Here is a 14,822-nt window from a genome sequence, read left to right on the forward strand (position 1 = left end):
GTCCGGGTCGTCCGGGTCGTCCGGGTCGTCCGGGGTGTCCGATGCCTCCTGGCGCCGCCTGCGCTCCAGTTCGGTGATGTCGACCCCGTGGAGGCTGGTCACGAAGGCTTTCCACCAGGCGTCGTCCCTGGCCGTACGCGAGAAGTGCGTCCGTGTCACCCAGCGGAAGCCGCCGCCCGTCAGCACCAGGTGCTCCTTGATCAGGCGCAGATGTCCGGTGTGGGAGAGGGAACGGAGCGACGTGGCGCATGCCTGCTGGCCGTACGCGGCGATGTTCGCGGCGAGGGCCTTGTATCCGATGGCCGAGCCTTCGGGCAGGCGGTCGATGTACGCGGCCAGAGCCGCTTCCCTTGGGCACAGGTGTGCGAAGTCGGCAGCTGCGCGGGGGAGTTGATCGGGTGCGGAGCGCTTCCCGTACCCCGGATTGGCCAAGGGGTGTGCGGGCGCGGGCGGGGCGGAGTTAAAGTCGGTGACAGCCACGTTCATGTGCTTCCTGTTTGCGACTGGGCAGCCGCATGTGACCCGTAGGTCAGGCCCTGGTTCGGTGACTTCACACCGGCCGGGGCCGCTTCATGCGGCGGATGCCGCGAACGCTAGACCTTGGCCACGTTATGTTGCAAGCCGATCACTGTTTGTCATATTGCCTGACCGTGGCGGTGCCCGGAGGGGTCCGGAAGGGGGCTGGCGGGGTCCGGAGGGGTCTTGAGGGGTCCGGAAGAGGTGGGAGGTAGGGAGGTTCCCTCCCTCCCCAAAGACCCACCCAGGGTGGTGGGGCTCGAAGCCCGGGGCCTGGAGCCCGAGCCCCGGAACCCGGGGCCCAAGCCCCGGGACGACCTGCGCCCCTCCGGCTCCGGCAGTAGCCGAGGCGGAGGGGCGCTTTCGTCAGGCTTGTGCTGCTGAGCGGCGCCACCAGCATCGCGTCCGCCTTCGGCAGTGCGTCGGAATCCTGCGGCATTTTGTACTGCGAGCGGACCGGGTGCCCGGTCAGCTCTTCCAGCTCGGCCATACGCGGCTCCCACCATCGGGCCGCCGACGGCGCCCCACCTATTCGCGCGGCCTCGAAAGCACTCGCGCCGTCATGCCCGGGGTCCACACCGCGCGGCCAGCGCACGCAACTCCCCTCCCGGCACCGGCATCGCCTTCACGAGATCCTCCACGAGAGCCCGGCTGGATCGCGAGCTACGGGTGGAGCGCGAGCAGCGCCGGATCATGGCGTTCTACCTGGGGTCCGTCGTCCGCTGGGGCCGCCGGGGCGCCCCTGAGGGTGAATCCGGTTCCAGAGTTTCCGCCCGAGCTGGACCTCAGCCCCTGGGCATGACCACACGCCCCGCTCTCCTCCGGGAGGGCGGGGCGTTTCGCCATGTCCAAACTCTGACCCACGGGTTGACCTCCGACCGTTACTCCCTTCAACATGCCTACTGGACCAGTCCACTAGGCAGGGGAAGAGCAATGGCACTGCCCAAGTACGACCAGATCGCCGCCGACCTGCGAGGAAAGATCGTTCGTGGCGAACTCGCATCCGGGCAGACGCTGCCCTCCGAACGGGAGTTGACCGACCGTTGGAACGTCTCGCGCGCTACCGTGGTCAAGGCGTTGGACGTCCTGCGCCAGGAAGGGCTGGTGGAGACCCGTCAAGGCACCGGCTCAACCGTCAAGGACCGAATGCTCTTGGCGCGCACCGCAGGTGAGCGGTACGCGACATCGCTGGCCACCGGCAACATCTACACGGCCGGGGAGTACGCGGAGATCCTGGCCGCCGAGCTGATGCCCGCGCCGGAAGACGTCGCCACCGGGCTGGGCATCGAGGCCGGCGCGATTGTCGCGCGGCGGCACCGCGTCACGTTCGAGGGCGAGAGGCCCACGGCCACCTCGTACAGCTGGTTCGCGGCAGAGGTCGCCGAGGCGGCGCCGCGTCTGCTCCAGCGTGAGCGGGTACGCGAAGGCACCACGCGGTACGTAGAGATGCAGACCGGCCGTCGGCCGCGCACCGGGCGGGACTGGTGGACGTCCCGACTGGCAACCGGCGAGGAGCTGGAACTGTTGCGCCTTGACGGCCCGGCCGCAGTGGCGGAAGTGCGGCATATCGCCTACGACACCGAGGGGCACGCCCTGGCCTACGAGGTAGGCGTCACGCCGTCCGGTCGCTGGTCGCGGACGGAAGAGTATTCGATGGGCGACTGATTGGCCGTCAAGCGAGCTTTGAGCCCCTGCCGTTGGCAGGGGCTCTTTCGCGTCCACACCTTGACCTGACTAGTCCACCGGTGGACCATGCAAGTACGGAGCGCTTCCCGCGAAGCGCTGACAGTTACTTCAGGGGGCCACCATGCCCGACGACGGCAATCCGCCAATCGTATTCATCTACGACCGCCACCCCGGACGGCGTGGCCGCGTCATCCTTAACCTCAGGCTTGAGGGCTGCCAGAACTGGGCCGCCGCCAAGCAGTGGGAGATCACCGGCAGGTGGGTCGACCTCGGAGACGACGCGCTCACCGACGATCAGCGGCCCGCATTCGCTGAACTGCTCGCCTACATGGCAGACCTGCCGGGCGACCGCACGAAGATCTGCCTGGTGCACCACTGGGAGCGCCTCACCCGCCACGGCGACCGAGCCGATTACCAGCGCAGGGTGAGGGGGGCTGGCGGATACATCGCGACGACGTTCGGCGAGGACGACCAGGCCGCTGCCCTCACCGAGCACGGGGAGGCGCAGTGACCCTCTGCCCCGCCGGCGGCCACGACTTCCCCGAGGAGAACGCCTCGCTCGCACGCTGCGACGAGCACGGCATTACGCTCCTGTGGCGCGGCGAACCCGCCGAGGACAGCGACTTCCCCAGCGCCCCGGCGCCCCTCACTCCGTGCGCGCCGTGCCTCGCCGCCACCGTCCTCGGGACTGAGCACCACTGCGTCGGCGTGACCGCACTGCACTCCCTCGGGAGCGGCATGATTCTGTCCAGCCCGCCCCCCTGCCCGTGTCGGTGCGCGCGATGAACGTGACCCTCGCCGCCAGCGGCTCCGGGCAGCCCGCCCTGGGTGACTGCTTCCGCTGCCCCCGCCGTGGTGTCCAGACGATCCGCGTCGGCGAGATCAGCACACCCGGCGGCCCCGGCCACACCGCGGCCGAGACACCCCTGTTCGCCTGCCGCAGCTGCGAGCAGGACCTGATCGTCATACACCAGCGCGCCCACGAACCCCCCGGACGCCGGTACGTACCCGCACACCCCACTGACCCCGCTCCGTCCGGAGCGGCAGCCGAAGAGCACCAGCGAAGGGACACGCCATGTGGCACACACTGAGCGAATGCGACCACGACTGGACCCCGTGGAGCGGCAAGCAGCGCTGCCGTAAGTGCGGCACCACGCAGGGCTGAACCGGCAAGACAGAGGGGCGCCGGGATCCGGCGCCCCTCCCCGATTCAAGAAGGTGACATGATCAAACGAGTGCGATGGGCCGAGCTTCCCTCCGGCTTCCGGACCTGCGTGGAGGATCGGACGGGAGCCGTGATCTCCTCCGAGACCGTTCACCAAGGGCTGAGCTGCACTGTGGCACTGACGCTGAACACGGTCCAGGACGGGCTCCTCTTCCTCAAAGGCGTCCGCGACAGCGACGCGGACGGGACCGCCGCTCTCCGCTGGGAGCAGCTCGTCAGCCCGGCCGTGGCGGGAGTCGCGCCGGACATTCGCCACGCGTTCCACGCATACGGCTGGTCCTGTCTGGCGTTCACGTATGTACAGGGCCGGAATGCCGACCTCGGCCCAGGTACCGCCGACCTCGCCGCGGTGGCGGAGGCCCTTGAACGTCTGGGCGAGTTGGCGCCGCCCGATATCCAGCTCCCGCCCCTTACGAACCGGCTGGCCGACTACCTGCGTCCCGGGGAAGCTGACACGCTGGCCGGTGAGCACCTCTTGCACACCGACACCAACCCCCACAACATCATGATCGACAGCAGAGGGACCGCTCACGTCGTCGACTGGGCCATGCCCGCCGTCGGCCCGGCCTGGGTGGATCCGGCATACACCGCCGTCCGCCTGATGGAGTACGGGCAGCCCCCGGACGCCGCACTGGCATGGCTGGACAGATTCGCCAGCTGGCGGCACGCAGAGCCGAAGGCCGTCGAAGCGTTCGTGTCCGCTACCTGCCGACAGTGGACAGACACGGTCGGCGAAAGAGGGAGCCTCGCCAGCAACGCGCGTTTCCGCCACCTCTCCAAGTGACCCGCCTACCGCCCCGGCCGGTCGTCTTCCCCCGTGGACACCGGCCGGGGCTCCTCCCCTCCCAGATCAGGAGCAGCACGTGAAGAGAACGGCGCGGCGCGCGGTCGCCGATATCGGCTGGGGGCTCGGAGTGATGGTCTGCTGCGGCCTCATCGCGCTCGGGCTGGTCCTGGCGGTCCGTACCCCGTGACGGACGAGGACCAGGGGCAGCGGCGCGTGATGGTGGCGCTGATCAGCATGGGCCTGACGCTGATCGCGTGTGGAGCGGCCCTCGCCGCTCTGGTCATCGCGCTCACGGTCCGTGCCATCTGAGAACACACCACTGCCCCTTGTTGGCGGTGTGCGGAGCCGAAGGCCGTCGAAGCGCTCGTGTCCGCGACCTGCCGACGCTGGACAGACACGGTCGGAGAAAGGGGGAGCCTGGCGGGCAACGCCCGATTCCGCCACCTGGCCAGGTGGCCCCACCTACCGGCCCGGCCGGTGCTCATCCCCCGCCGGGTGGTGGGGCTCGAAGCCCGGGGCCTGGAGCCCGGGGCCTGGAGCCCGGGGCCTGGAGCCCGAGCCCTGGAGCCCGAGCCCTGGAGCCCGAGCCCCGGAACCCGGGGCCTGGAGCCCCGGGACGACCTGCGGCAACGGCCCGGAGAATCCCGCCACGCCGGTCGCCTAACGGGCGCCGCCGGTCGGGCCGTACGCCGTGAGGAAGCGGTCGCGGAACCGGTCCATCCGCCAGACCGGCGCGTCCGGTCCTGGCGTGAGGCCGTCCTGCCAGTGCCAGTCCGCGATCCGGTCCATGACGTCCGGGTCGTGGGCGACGATCGAGATCGGTACGTCGCGGCCCGCGCCGGATCCGGTGACCGTGGCGTTGGGCTGGTGGTCGCCGAGGAAGACGAGGACGGTGTCCTTGTCGCCGTACTCCTCCACCCAGGAGACGAGGCTGTTCACCGAGTACTCGATGGAACGCCGGTACTCCGTACGGATGTTCTCCCGGTCCTTCCACACTTCCTTGGGATCCTTCCCGGACCGCTGGATCGAGTCGTAGACGGAGCCGTCGCCGATCTCGTCCCAGTCGAGTATCTCGGGAATGGGCGCCCACGGGTTGTGGCTGGAGACGAGGATGATCTCCGACATCAGCGGCTTGCGGTCCTTCTTGCCGTTCTCCAGCCGTTCGAAGGCCGCCATGCTGTACTGGTCGGGCACCGGGGCCCAGCTGAACTTCGGCCCCTGGTAGCCGAGTTGACGTGAGTCGTAGATGTTGTCGAGCCCGTAGAACTTCCCCTCGGGCCAGGACCGGGTGACGCCCGGCATGATGCCGACCGTCCGCCAGGCGTCGGTGCGCCGGAAAGCGTCGGTGAGGGTGAGCCGGTCGCTGGTGGTGACGGTGCGGTAGCGCTCCTGGTTCTTGATCCACATGCCGGTCAGGAAGGTCGAGTGGCCCAGCCAGCTGCCCGCCCCCGCCACCGGGGAGGTGAGGAAGGCGCTGCGGGAGGAGAACCCGGCCTCGCGCAGCCGTTGGGTGTTCCCGGCGAGCATGGCGTTCACCTCGGGGGCCATCCCCGGGTCCTCGACGGCGCTGCGGCCGTAGCTCTCGACGAAGGCGAAGATGACGTTCTTGCCGCGCAGTCCGGTCAGCAGCTGGTCGGGCGGGGTGTCGCGGAAGGCGTCGATCCGGGCCTCCTTGGCGAAGGTCCGCTTGTCCTTGATGCCCGCGGTCACCTGCTCCGTACTGCTGCGTACGAGGTCGGCCGCGCCGCTCGCGGCCAGCGGCAGATCGGCGACCTGCGCGCCGATCGCCGCGCAGGCGACCCAGACGGTCCCGGCGACGAGCGTGGCGGGGGCCGCCACGGTGCGGTGCCGGTCGGCGAGACGGCCCAGCCGGACGACGGCGAGGGTGATGAGGACGAGCAGGAGGGCGACGAGGAGCACGACTCCGATGACGGCCCCGATCGCGCCCGCGCGGCCGATGGAGTCGTTGAGGAACGACTCGGCGTCGTCGAAGAGGATCCAGTCGAGCACGGGGTCGAAGGGCCGGTCGAGCACCCAGTAGAAGCCCATGTCGAGGAAGTTCAGGATGGTCAGCAGCCCGAGCAGCACACCGGCCGCCACCGCCGCCACCCGGCGCGGTGTCGGCGGCAGGACGAGCAGCAGGGCGACGCCGAAGATCGCCTCCACCGGGATACGGGTGAACGCGCCCGGGGTGAGGGCCGTCACCTGGTTCGGCAGGAGCAGCGCGCAGACCACCAGGACGGCGGCCAGGGCGGTGCCGGTGTACGCCAGGACGCGCAGGAGCCGGGGGCGGATCGACGTACCGGGACCGCTGCCGGTGTCCGTATCGGGGTCCGTGCTGTTGCCGATGTCCGTATCGGTGCCGGTGTTCTTGCCGGTGCCGGTGTCGGTGTCGGCGTCCTTGCCGGTGCCCGTGCCCGTGCCCGTGCCGGAGTCGGCGTCGCAGTCGGCGTCGGTGCCGGTGCCGGTGTCCTTGTCGGCCGGTGGCGAGGGGGCCTGCTCCTGGAGGGGGGCCTCCGTATCCGTCCCCTTGTCGGGATTTCCGTGCGGCTGTTGGTGAGAACGCGTCCAGAGCGACAACCCGAAGGCCCTTCCGTGCGAAGCCCGGTGATGGCACGGCGCCCCAGGCCCGGGGGTCGGAGTCGCCGCCCACTCGTACGGCTGGCCGTCGGCTTCAGTTCAATGACCGTGTGGTCACAGGGGGGCAGGGCCCTGGACAGGGGAAGGACCCGGAGCCGCCGACCCTCTGACGAGGGCGGGCCCGGGTCTGTCGGGATCGGCTCGGCCGGTCGTGCCGTCCGCCGCCTGCTGACTCCCGTCCTGGCGCGCCGACTTCTGGGCACCGTTGCCCACCCCCGTGGGGCAGCCGTGCCCAGCGTCCGCGCGGTCGATCCTGTACCTGGCGCCTGAGTTAAGTCAACTACAGTGGATCGGCTGGAAGAAGCATGCCAGCGATTCGGCGCGCGCCGGGGTTTTTGGCCGGTTTATTCTCCACGATCGTGTGACGAAGGTCCGACCCCGGGATCCGTGCGGCCGTCCGTGTTCGCCCGAAGAGTTCTATGATCCGGCCCATGGCCACCGATTCTCCCCGCGCAGAGGCGTCGGCTCCCCGACCCGGTGACGATGGGGGTTCCTCCGGCTCCCCGGAGTCCCAGGTCTCTCCGGCCTCGCCCGGTTCCTCCGCTGCTCACGGTTCCTCCGCTGCCCGGGGCTTCTCGGCTGCCCGGGGCTCCGCTGATTCCCCTGGCTCCTCCGCTGCCCCGGATGTGCCGAGTTCCACTGATTCTCCGGACTTCGCGGACCGCTTCCGGCGCGTGATCTCGGTCATCTATCCGAAGGATCTGGGTCGGCCCTGGCGCGACTCGGAGATCGCCGAGGGCACCGGGCTGAGCGGGACGTACATCGGAAACCTCCGCAAAGGCACCCAGAAGCCCAGCCTGGAGAACGCGGTGAAGATCGCGAAGTTCTTCGGCGTTCCGCTCGACTACTTCAGCGACTCCGCCACCGCGCGGGCCGTCGAGCGCGATCTGCGGAAGATCGAGGCGCTGCGGGACGCCCGGGTGGAGCGCATCGCGATGCGGGCGGCCGGGCTGCCCCCGGAGATGCAGGACGCCGCGCTGACCGTGGTGGAGCAGCTGCGCAAGGCGGTCGGGCTGCCGGAGGGACGGAGCGACGACGGGGCCGACCCCGGCGGCCGGTCGGATCCCGGCGGCCGACCGGATCCCGGTGGCCGGTCGGATCCCGGTGGCCGGTCGGATCCCGGTGGCCGGTCGGACCCCGGCGGCCCGTCCGGGCCCCGTGGCCGGTCCGGGCCGCGTGGCCGGTCGGCCGGCCGGTCGGACGGCCGGTCCGGGGAGTGACCGGCCACTGTCCCGACCGGCTCACGCCCTTGGGACACTGGCGGTCCATCGACGCCGAGAGGGATGACGTGCGAGACCTGGGACGTACCCGCCGCCGGATGCGGGCCATGGTCAGACGGCTCGACCTGCCGCGCGTGAGCACGGTGGAGGAGCTGTGCGCGGCGGTCGCCGAGCGGCAGGGGCGCCCGGTGGAGCTGGTCCCCCGGCGGATGCGGGTGGGCGAGCCGTCGGGCTTCGTCGAGCGCCGCGCCGATGTCGACGTCATCCACTTCGAGCAGGAGACCTCGGGGCTGCACCGGGCCCACATCATCTGCCACGAACTCGCGCACCTGCTGTGCGGACACCTGGCCGAGCCGCCGGACCCGGCGGAGGAGGCGGACCAGGTCGAACTGCCCACCCTCGACGCCGACATGATCCGGCTCGTCCTCGGCCGCTCGCACTACGACGGTGCGGCGGAGGAGGAGGCGGAGATCCTGGGCGCCGAGCTGACGCGCGGCCTCGTACTGGCTCCCGGGGCCGGGACCACGTCCCAGCTCGCGCCCGCGCTGGAACACCGTAAAGGACAGCATGTCTGACGTCGCGGCCACCCCGCCCGAGGCGTTGTTCAACGCCGTCTATCTCACCATCGGCACGATCGCCTGGGTCGTCGCGGCCCTCAAGTTCCGTGCCTGGCACCGGGATCCGTCCCCCGGTCTGCTCGTCGTCGCCCTGACGATCGCGGCGCCCGCGACGGCGTTCCTGGCCGCTGCCCCGGTGCTGTACCGGACGATCGACCGGGTGGCGCACCGGGGCAATCTGGCGACGCTCGTGGTCTATCTGGGCATCACCGGGTTCTCCGCCGCCGCCGTGGTGCTCGCGCGGATGTGGACCCCGCCGAAGGAGCGCGCGGGGGTACGGGTGTGGGAGGTGGCCGGTGCGGAGACCTGGCGCCAGGTGCGGCGGCGGCTCGCGGCGTTCGCCGTCCTGGTGCCCGTGATGATCGTCCTGTTCTTCGTGGGCGGAGCCGGCAGCCCGGAAACGCCCCTCACGTTCGACACCACCTTCGCGACGCGTCCGGGCATCGCGCTCTTCCTCGTCCTCTACCAGGGGCTGTTCGGCTTCGCGCTGATCGACATCGGCCGGGTGTGCGAGGGCCACGCGGCGCGGCTGCCCGCCGGTCCGCTGCGGTGGGGCATCCGGCGGATCGCGCTCGGCGGGCTGATCGCGTGCGGGTACGTGCTGTGCAAACTCGTCGCGATCGGCGCGGCGTTCGCGGAGGTCACCGGGGTGGAGTGGCTGAGCACGGCCGTCGGCCCCGCCTTCGCCGCGCTCGGCGCCGTCCTGATCACCGTCGGATTCGCCGGACCCGCCGTCGCCGCCTGGGCCCGGCGCCGCCGCGACTACCAGGCGCTGCGCCCGCTCTGGGACCTGGCCTACCGCGCCGACGAGCGACTGGCCCTGGAGGCGCCCCCGTCGGCCTGGACCGAGCGGCTCGCCTTCCAGGACCTGGAGTGGCGCATCGCCCGGCGCGGCCTGGAGATACGGGACGGTCAGCTGACCCTGCGCCCCTGGGTGGACCCCGCCGTGGTCGCCGCCGCCGCCGAAGTCGCCGGCCGGGCGGGCCTGGACGAGGGCGACCGCGCGGCGCTGACCGTGGCCGTGGCGCTGCGCGGCGCGGCGGTGGCCCTGCGGACCGGGACCCCGCCCCGGCCGCGCGAGGACCAGGTCCCGCTGCCCGGCCTGGACACGGAACCGGCCGAGGAACGGACCCACTTGGTGCGGGTCGCCCGCTGGCTGTACGCGCCGTTGACCGGAGAGGCGCTGGCCGTGGCGGAGGGGGCGCGATGAGCGGCGGGAGCGTGATGAGCGGAGGGAGCGCGAAGAGGGGCGAGAGGACGAAGAGGGGCGAGAGGACGAAGAGGGGCGAGAGGACGAAGAGGGGCGAGAGGACGAAGAGCGGCGAGAGTACGAGGAACGGCGGGAGCGCGAAGAACGGCGGAAGCGCGGAATGGGGGGCGGGAGCGCGATGAGGGACGGGAGCGCGATGAGCGACGGAAGCGCGATGAGCGACGGGAGCCGGGGTGACGTGGGTACGCCCGTCACGCGGCCCGGGACACACGACACGTCGGACCCGAGCGCCGCACACCGCACCCCCGACGCCCCGCGCCCCCCGTACAGCCCCTTCGCGCGGCTCGTCCTGGAGACGATGCCGGAGGAGTCCCGCGTCGGGCTCACCCTCGGCTTCGTCCGCACCTACGGCATCCCGGAGATCGCCCGCGTCCTGCACGGCACGGGCCGGATGCTCGACGAGCCGCGCGGCCGGGCCAAGGCGACCGGGGTGGCCATGTTCGGCCTGATCGGACACGGACTCGACAGCGCCGAGGGGCGCCGGATCGTGACGGCGCTGCACCGGGTGCACGACCGGCCGGACATCACACCGGAGTTGATGGCCTACGTGCTGGCCTGCTTCACCGTGTGCCCGCTGCGTTTCGTCGACGCCCACGGACACCGCGCGGCCACCGGCACGGAACGCGACTCCGCCGACGCCTTCCACCGGGGGCTCTCCGACGCCCTCGGGCTGCCGGAACCGCCGGGCGGCGGCCTCGCGGGCGTCGAGGGCTGGATGCGCGACTTCGAGAGCCGCCGCTTCGCGCCGAGCGACGCGGGCCGCGCGCTCTGGCAGGCCACCAGCGACGGCCTTCTGGCCGCCCGGCTGCCGAGGCCGCTTGCCCCGCTGGCCCCGGCCATGGCGGCGGCGCTGCTCGACCCGCCGCTGCGCACGGCGCTGGGGGTACGGCGCGCTCCCGCGCCGGTCCGGGCCCTGGTGACGTACGCGCTGCGGCGCCGCGCCTGCGCCCGCGTCCGGCGTGGTGGTCCCTGACGGCGCGGAAGCCACCGCGCGGGGGGAGCGGGCCGCGCCGGGGGAGCGGGCCGGTGCGTACGGCGACTCGGACCGTACGACGGGACGGCCCGTACGGCGAGTCGGCCCGTACGGCGAGTCGGTCCGCGTGGAGGGGCGGCCCGTACGGCGAGTCGGCCCGTACGACGGGGCGGCCCGTACGACGGGGCGGCCCGTACGGCGGGGCGGTCCGCGACGGGTCAGACCGTACGGTGCAGCAGGAAGTCCAGCAGTGTGTCCAGGTCGCGGCGCGCGCACGGCGCGAGCACGGCGCCGTCCAGGCAGGCGCGGGCGGCATCGAGGTGGCGACGGGCCTCGTGGAGCGTGGCGGCCCGGCCGCCGGCCGCGTCGACGAGCGCGGCGGCGTGGGCCGCGCCAGTGTCGTGGCCGATGTCGTACGCCGCCGCGTGGTGGGTCTCGTACGCCGTCCCACCGCCACTGCCACTGCCACCGCCACTGCCACCGCCACTGCCACCGCCACCGCCACTGCCACCGCCATGGCCGGTGTGGCCGGTGTGGCCGCCACTGCCACCGCCACCGCCACCGCCATGGCCGGTGTCGCCGGGCGGGCGGGCGGAGTCGAGCAGCAGGGCCAGCTCGCGGGCGGCGGGACCGGCCCCGGCGAGGGCGGCGAGCACGGGGTAGGTCTTCTTCCGTTTCCGCAGATCACTGTGTACGGGCTTGCCGGTGACCGCCGGGTCGCCCCAGATGCCGAGCAGGTCGTCCACGGCCTGGAAGGCGACGCCGAGATGGCGTCCCGCCCGGTCCAGCGCCCTGACGGTCGGCGCGGGCGCCCCGCCGAGCAGCCCGCCGAGCGCGGCGGCGCAGCCGAGGAGCGTGCCGGTCTTCTGTTCCGCCATGGTCCGGTACTCGTCGGGCCGTACGGCGCGCGGTCCCGTCCATGGGCGGGCCTCGAAGAGCAGGTCCTCGGCCTGCCCCCGTACCAGCTCGGTCAGTGTTCCGCTCAGCCGTCGCACGGCCGCCGCCGTGTACGCCCCGGGCGTCCTGGCGAGCGTCTCCACCGCGAGCGCGAAGAGCGCGTCACCGGCGAGTACGGCGGGTCCCGTGCCGTACGCCTTCCAGACGGTCTCCCGCTGCCGTCGCGTCGCGTCGCCGTCCATGATGTCGTCGTGCAGCAGTGAGAAGGCGTGGATCAACTCGACGGCGACGGCCCCGGCGACCGCGTCCGCGCCGTCCGCCCCGGCGGCCTCGGCGCCGAGCACGGCGAGGGCCTGCCGCAGCCCCTTGCCCTCGGACGTCCCGGCGGCGGGGGCGCCGCAGGTGTCGCGCCAGCCGAACGAGAAGGCGGCCATCTCCGCCGTCCAAGGATGCAGCCGCCCGACGGCGGTGGCCAGCTCGGGGCGTACCAACTCGCGGCAGCGGTGCAGGGTTTCGGGTGCGGTGAGGGGGTTGAGGGCGAGGTGTGCGGTGCGCGCGGAGGTCGTCGGAGTGGCCGTCATCGCCGCGCCCCCTCGGAGTCGGCGGCCGTCGGCGCGTGCCCGCTCCCGCCCCGGCCTGCGGGGAGCACGGCCCGCCCCTCGCCGGACGGCAGCGGCCCCACGCCCAGCTCCGCCACCGCCTTGTCCACCATGTCCCGCGCGTGCCGCAGCCCGATCCGGTCCAGGGTGTGGCGCAGTTCGGCGAGTTCGGCGGCGGTCTCCGCACGGTCCCGGCCCAGCCGGGCGAGGGCCTTGGCGAGCCCGAGCCGGGACAGGGCCGTACCGCGCGACTCGTCCATCTCGCGGAACTCGCCGAGCGCGAGAGCGTAGTTGTCCCGTGCCTCGGCGTAACGCCCGGCTCGGTAGAAGACGTTGCCGCGCATCTTGTGGTTGTACGCGAGCGCACTCGACAACCGCATCTCACGGCAGGTGACCTCGGCCTCGGAGAGCAGGGTGAGCGCCCGCTCCACGTCCCCGTCGCGTATCGACACCACATCGGCTATCCCGCGCAGCGCCCAGGCGCGTCCCCGCTGGTCGTCGGCGCTCTCCGCCGTCCGCGCCGCCTCCTCGAAGAGGGCGAGCGCGGTGTCGTGGGAACCGGTGTTGCGGTGCATCTGCGCGATGCCCTCCAGCGCCCACACCGTGTGCCGCGCCTCGCCGCGCAGCCGGGCCTCGGCGAGCAGCTGTTCGTGCAGTTCGCCGACGGCCTGGTAGTCGCCCTGGATCCGACCGGTCTCCGCCAGTCCGGCGAGCGAATAGCCGCGTACCACCACGTCGCCGCCGCGTTTGCCCAGATCGGCGGCGAGCCGCAGCAGCCGGTACGCGAGCGGCAGCGCCCCGCGCTGCCTGGCGAGTGTGCCACCGCTCCACAACGCCCATGCCATCGCGCCCTCGTCCGCCGCGTCCCGGGCCGTGCGGTAGCTGGCCTTCCACGCCGCGTCTGCCTCGGCCGCCATCCCCAGCCTGCGGTACGCCTCCGCCACGGCCAGGCCGCACCGTGCCGTCTCGCGCAGCTCCCCGGCGGCCTGCGCCGCCCGCAGCTCTTCCCGGCCTCTGGCCAGCACGTCGGTCAGGGAGGAGTTCACCGAGAGCGAGCCCAGGGCGCCCTGGTACTCGGGCGCGAACGCCTTGCCCCGTACCGTGTCGTCCCGGACCGCTTCCTGCTGCTGTGTCATCCGTGCCACCTGACTCGCTGTCGTGAGTGTTGGGTCGCCCCCCGTGCCCCTCACTAGACGGTAGGAGTTGGCCGGCGGTTCACGAATCCATCTGCCTGTTGATCAGGAGGTCATCCTCGGGTCCCACGGAACACCGCCGACTAGAACGTGAGATGTACGGGTGCGGGCGCCCCGACGGCCCCGCGCTCGCTACGATCGTCCGCGTGTGCGCAGACATCTTGGTCGCCGAAGACGACGCGAAGCAGGCCGAACTCGTGCGCCGCTATCTGGAGCACGAGGGGCACAACGTCACGGTCGTCGCCGACGGCCGTGCGGCTCTCGACGGGGTGCGGCACCGGGAGCCCGACCTGCTGGTGCTGGATGTGATGATGCCCCGGACCGACGGCCTCGACGTGGTGCGGATCCTGCGCGCCGAGTCCCGGGAGGTGCCGGTGCTGATGCTGACGGCCCGCAGCACCGAGGACGATCTGCTGCTCGGGCTCGACCTGGGGGCCGACGACTACATGACGAAGCCGTTCAGCCCGCGCGAACTGATGGCGCGCGTACGGACGCTGCTGCGCCGCAACCGGCGCGCCGACGGACGGTCCGAAGGGCAGCCGGGCGGGCAGCCGGGCGTGCGGTCCGACGGGCAGCCGGGCGGGTGGTCCGATGGGCGGTCGGGCGGGTGGTCCGGTGGTCCGGCCGCCGGGGCCGTGCCCGCCGCCTTCGAGGACGAGTCGCTGTCGGTGGGCGCGCTCAGGATCGATCCGGCCCGGCACGAGGTGTCGGTCGGGGGAAGACCGGTGGTGTGCACGCCCGGTGAGTTCCGTATCCTCGTCGCGATGGCGACCGAGCCGGACCGGGTCTTCTCCCGGCAGCGGCTCCTGGAGGAACTGCACGGCTTCGCCAAGTACATCAGCAACCGCACCGTCGATGTGCACATCATGAATCTGCGCAAGAAGATCGAGCATGCGCCGAGACGGCCCGACCGGTTGATCACCGTGTTCGGTGTCGGCTACAAGCTGACGGATCCGGCGAAGGCGCACCCGGCGAAGGCGGACCTGGCGGAGACGGACCTGGCGGAGACGGATCCGGCGCGGGCCGATTCTGCGCGGGACAACCCGGCGTTGGTCGACCCGGCGCTGGTCGACCAGCCGCTGGCCAACCCGCCGCTGCTCGACCCGGCGCAGGTCGACCCCGTACAGGCGACGAAGAGGGCACACGATGCTTCGTCGTCGTGACATACCGCCCCGTCGTGGCACACCGCCGCCCCCGCG

The 14,822-nt window shown here is 72.1% G+C and carries 12 protein-coding genes and 3 pseudogenes; 10 read left to right on the forward strand and 5 right to left on the reverse strand.

Annotated elements, in window-relative coordinates; translation table 11 throughout:
- Window positions 1-486 (reverse strand): annotated as a pseudogene (locus DVH02_RS15275) (hypothetical protein); the annotation flags it as partial.
- 391 nt (window positions 487-877) lie between these two features.
- Window positions 878-1,093, reverse strand: a pseudogene (locus tag DVH02_RS36125) (hypothetical protein); the annotation flags it as partial.
- A gap of 356 nt (window positions 1,094-1,449) precedes the next feature.
- On the opposite strand from DVH02_RS36125, the gene DVH02_RS15285 reads away from it, so the two are divergent.
- The 5 genes from DVH02_RS15285 (at window position 1,450) to DVH02_RS36755 (ending at window position 4,523) form a co-directional block, all read left to right on the forward strand.
- The gene (locus tag DVH02_RS15285; RefSeq protein ID WP_114624370.1) at window positions 1,450-2,181 is read left to right on the forward strand and encodes a GntR family transcriptional regulator; all 732 of its coding nucleotides are present in this window, start codon (window positions 1,450-1,452) and stop codon (window positions 2,179-2,181) included.
- Window positions 2,182-2,323: 142 nt separating this feature from the next.
- On the forward strand, window positions 2,324-2,713 hold the full coding sequence (locus tag DVH02_RS15290) for a recombinase family protein (protein ID WP_114624371.1): 390 nt from the start codon (window positions 2,324-2,326) through the stop codon (window positions 2,711-2,713).
- Window positions 2,710-2,988 carry a hypothetical protein gene (locus DVH02_RS15295; protein WP_114624372.1) on the forward strand — a complete coding sequence of 93 codons (279 nt, stop codon included), beginning with the start codon at window positions 2,710-2,712 and terminating at the stop codon, window positions 2,986-2,988. The genes DVH02_RS15290 and DVH02_RS15295 overlap by 4 nt, the downstream gene beginning before the upstream one ends.
- Window positions 2,989-3,539: 551 nt before the next feature.
- Window positions 3,540-4,211, forward strand: coding sequence for a phosphotransferase family protein (locus DVH02_RS15300; protein ID WP_325051369.1), 672 nt, complete (start codon window positions 3,540-3,542; stop codon window positions 4,209-4,211).
- A 186-nt stretch (window positions 4,212-4,397) separates the two neighbouring features.
- Window positions 4,398-4,523 (forward strand): hypothetical protein, encoded by a 126-nt coding sequence (locus tag DVH02_RS36755; RefSeq protein WP_267899059.1) that lies wholly within the window; start codon window positions 4,398-4,400, stop codon window positions 4,521-4,523.
- Between the two features lie 351 nt (window positions 4,524-4,874).
- On the opposite strand, the gene DVH02_RS15305 is transcribed toward DVH02_RS36755, so the two are convergent.
- A complete protein-coding gene (locus tag DVH02_RS15305) occupies window positions 4,875-6,794 on the reverse strand; it encodes an alkaline phosphatase family protein (RefSeq protein ID WP_233518238.1) in 1,920 nt (639 codons plus the stop codon).
- Between the two features lie 686 nt (window positions 6,795-7,480).
- Here DVH02_RS15305 and DVH02_RS15315 point away from each other — a divergent pair.
- From DVH02_RS15315 to DVH02_RS15335, 4 genes are all read left to right on the forward strand, one after another.
- Entirely contained in the window at window positions 7,481-8,074 is a 594-nt protein-coding gene (locus tag DVH02_RS15315; RefSeq protein ID WP_233518239.1) for a helix-turn-helix domain-containing protein, read from the forward strand.
- Between the two features lie 68 nt (window positions 8,075-8,142).
- Complete coding sequence (locus DVH02_RS15320) at window positions 8,143-8,649, forward strand: hypothetical protein (protein WP_147286062.1); 507 nt, start codon at window positions 8,143-8,145, stop codon at window positions 8,647-8,649.
- Window positions 8,642-9,901, forward strand: coding sequence for an MAB_1171c family putative transporter (locus DVH02_RS15325; RefSeq protein ID WP_114624376.1), 1,260 nt, complete (start codon window positions 8,642-8,644; stop codon window positions 9,899-9,901). The genes DVH02_RS15320 and DVH02_RS15325 overlap by 8 nt, the downstream gene beginning before the upstream one ends.
- 196 nt (window positions 9,902-10,097) lie before the next feature.
- Window positions 10,098-10,934 (forward strand): oxygenase MpaB family protein, encoded by an 837-nt coding sequence (locus DVH02_RS15335; RefSeq protein ID WP_158575890.1) that lies wholly within the window; start codon window positions 10,098-10,100, stop codon window positions 10,932-10,934.
- A 218-nt stretch (window positions 10,935-11,152) separates the two neighbouring features.
- Here DVH02_RS15335 and DVH02_RS15340 read toward each other — a convergent pair whose 3' ends face one another.
- Both DVH02_RS15340 and DVH02_RS15345 read right to left on the reverse strand, forming a co-directional pair.
- Window positions 11,153-12,412 (reverse strand): polyprenyl synthetase family protein, encoded by a 1,260-nt coding sequence (locus DVH02_RS15340; protein WP_233518240.1) that lies wholly within the window; start codon window positions 12,410-12,412, stop codon window positions 11,153-11,155.
- Window positions 12,409-13,566 carry a tetratricopeptide repeat protein gene (locus DVH02_RS15345; RefSeq protein WP_114624379.1) on the reverse strand — a complete coding sequence of 386 codons (1,158 nt, stop codon included), beginning with the start codon at window positions 13,564-13,566 and terminating at the stop codon, window positions 12,409-12,411. Before DVH02_RS15345 ends, DVH02_RS15340 begins: the two co-directional genes overlap by 4 nt.
- A gap of 203 nt (window positions 13,567-13,769) precedes the next feature.
- Here DVH02_RS15345 and DVH02_RS15350 point away from each other — a divergent pair.
- A pseudogene (locus DVH02_RS15350) lies at window positions 13,770-14,588 on the forward strand (response regulator transcription factor); the annotation flags it as partial.
- Window positions 14,589-14,822 lie beyond the last annotated feature (234 nt).

The organism is Streptomyces corynorhini, assembly GCF_003346515.1.
Lineage (GTDB): Bacteria > Actinomycetota > Actinomycetes > Streptomycetales > Streptomycetaceae > Streptomyces > Streptomyces corynorhini.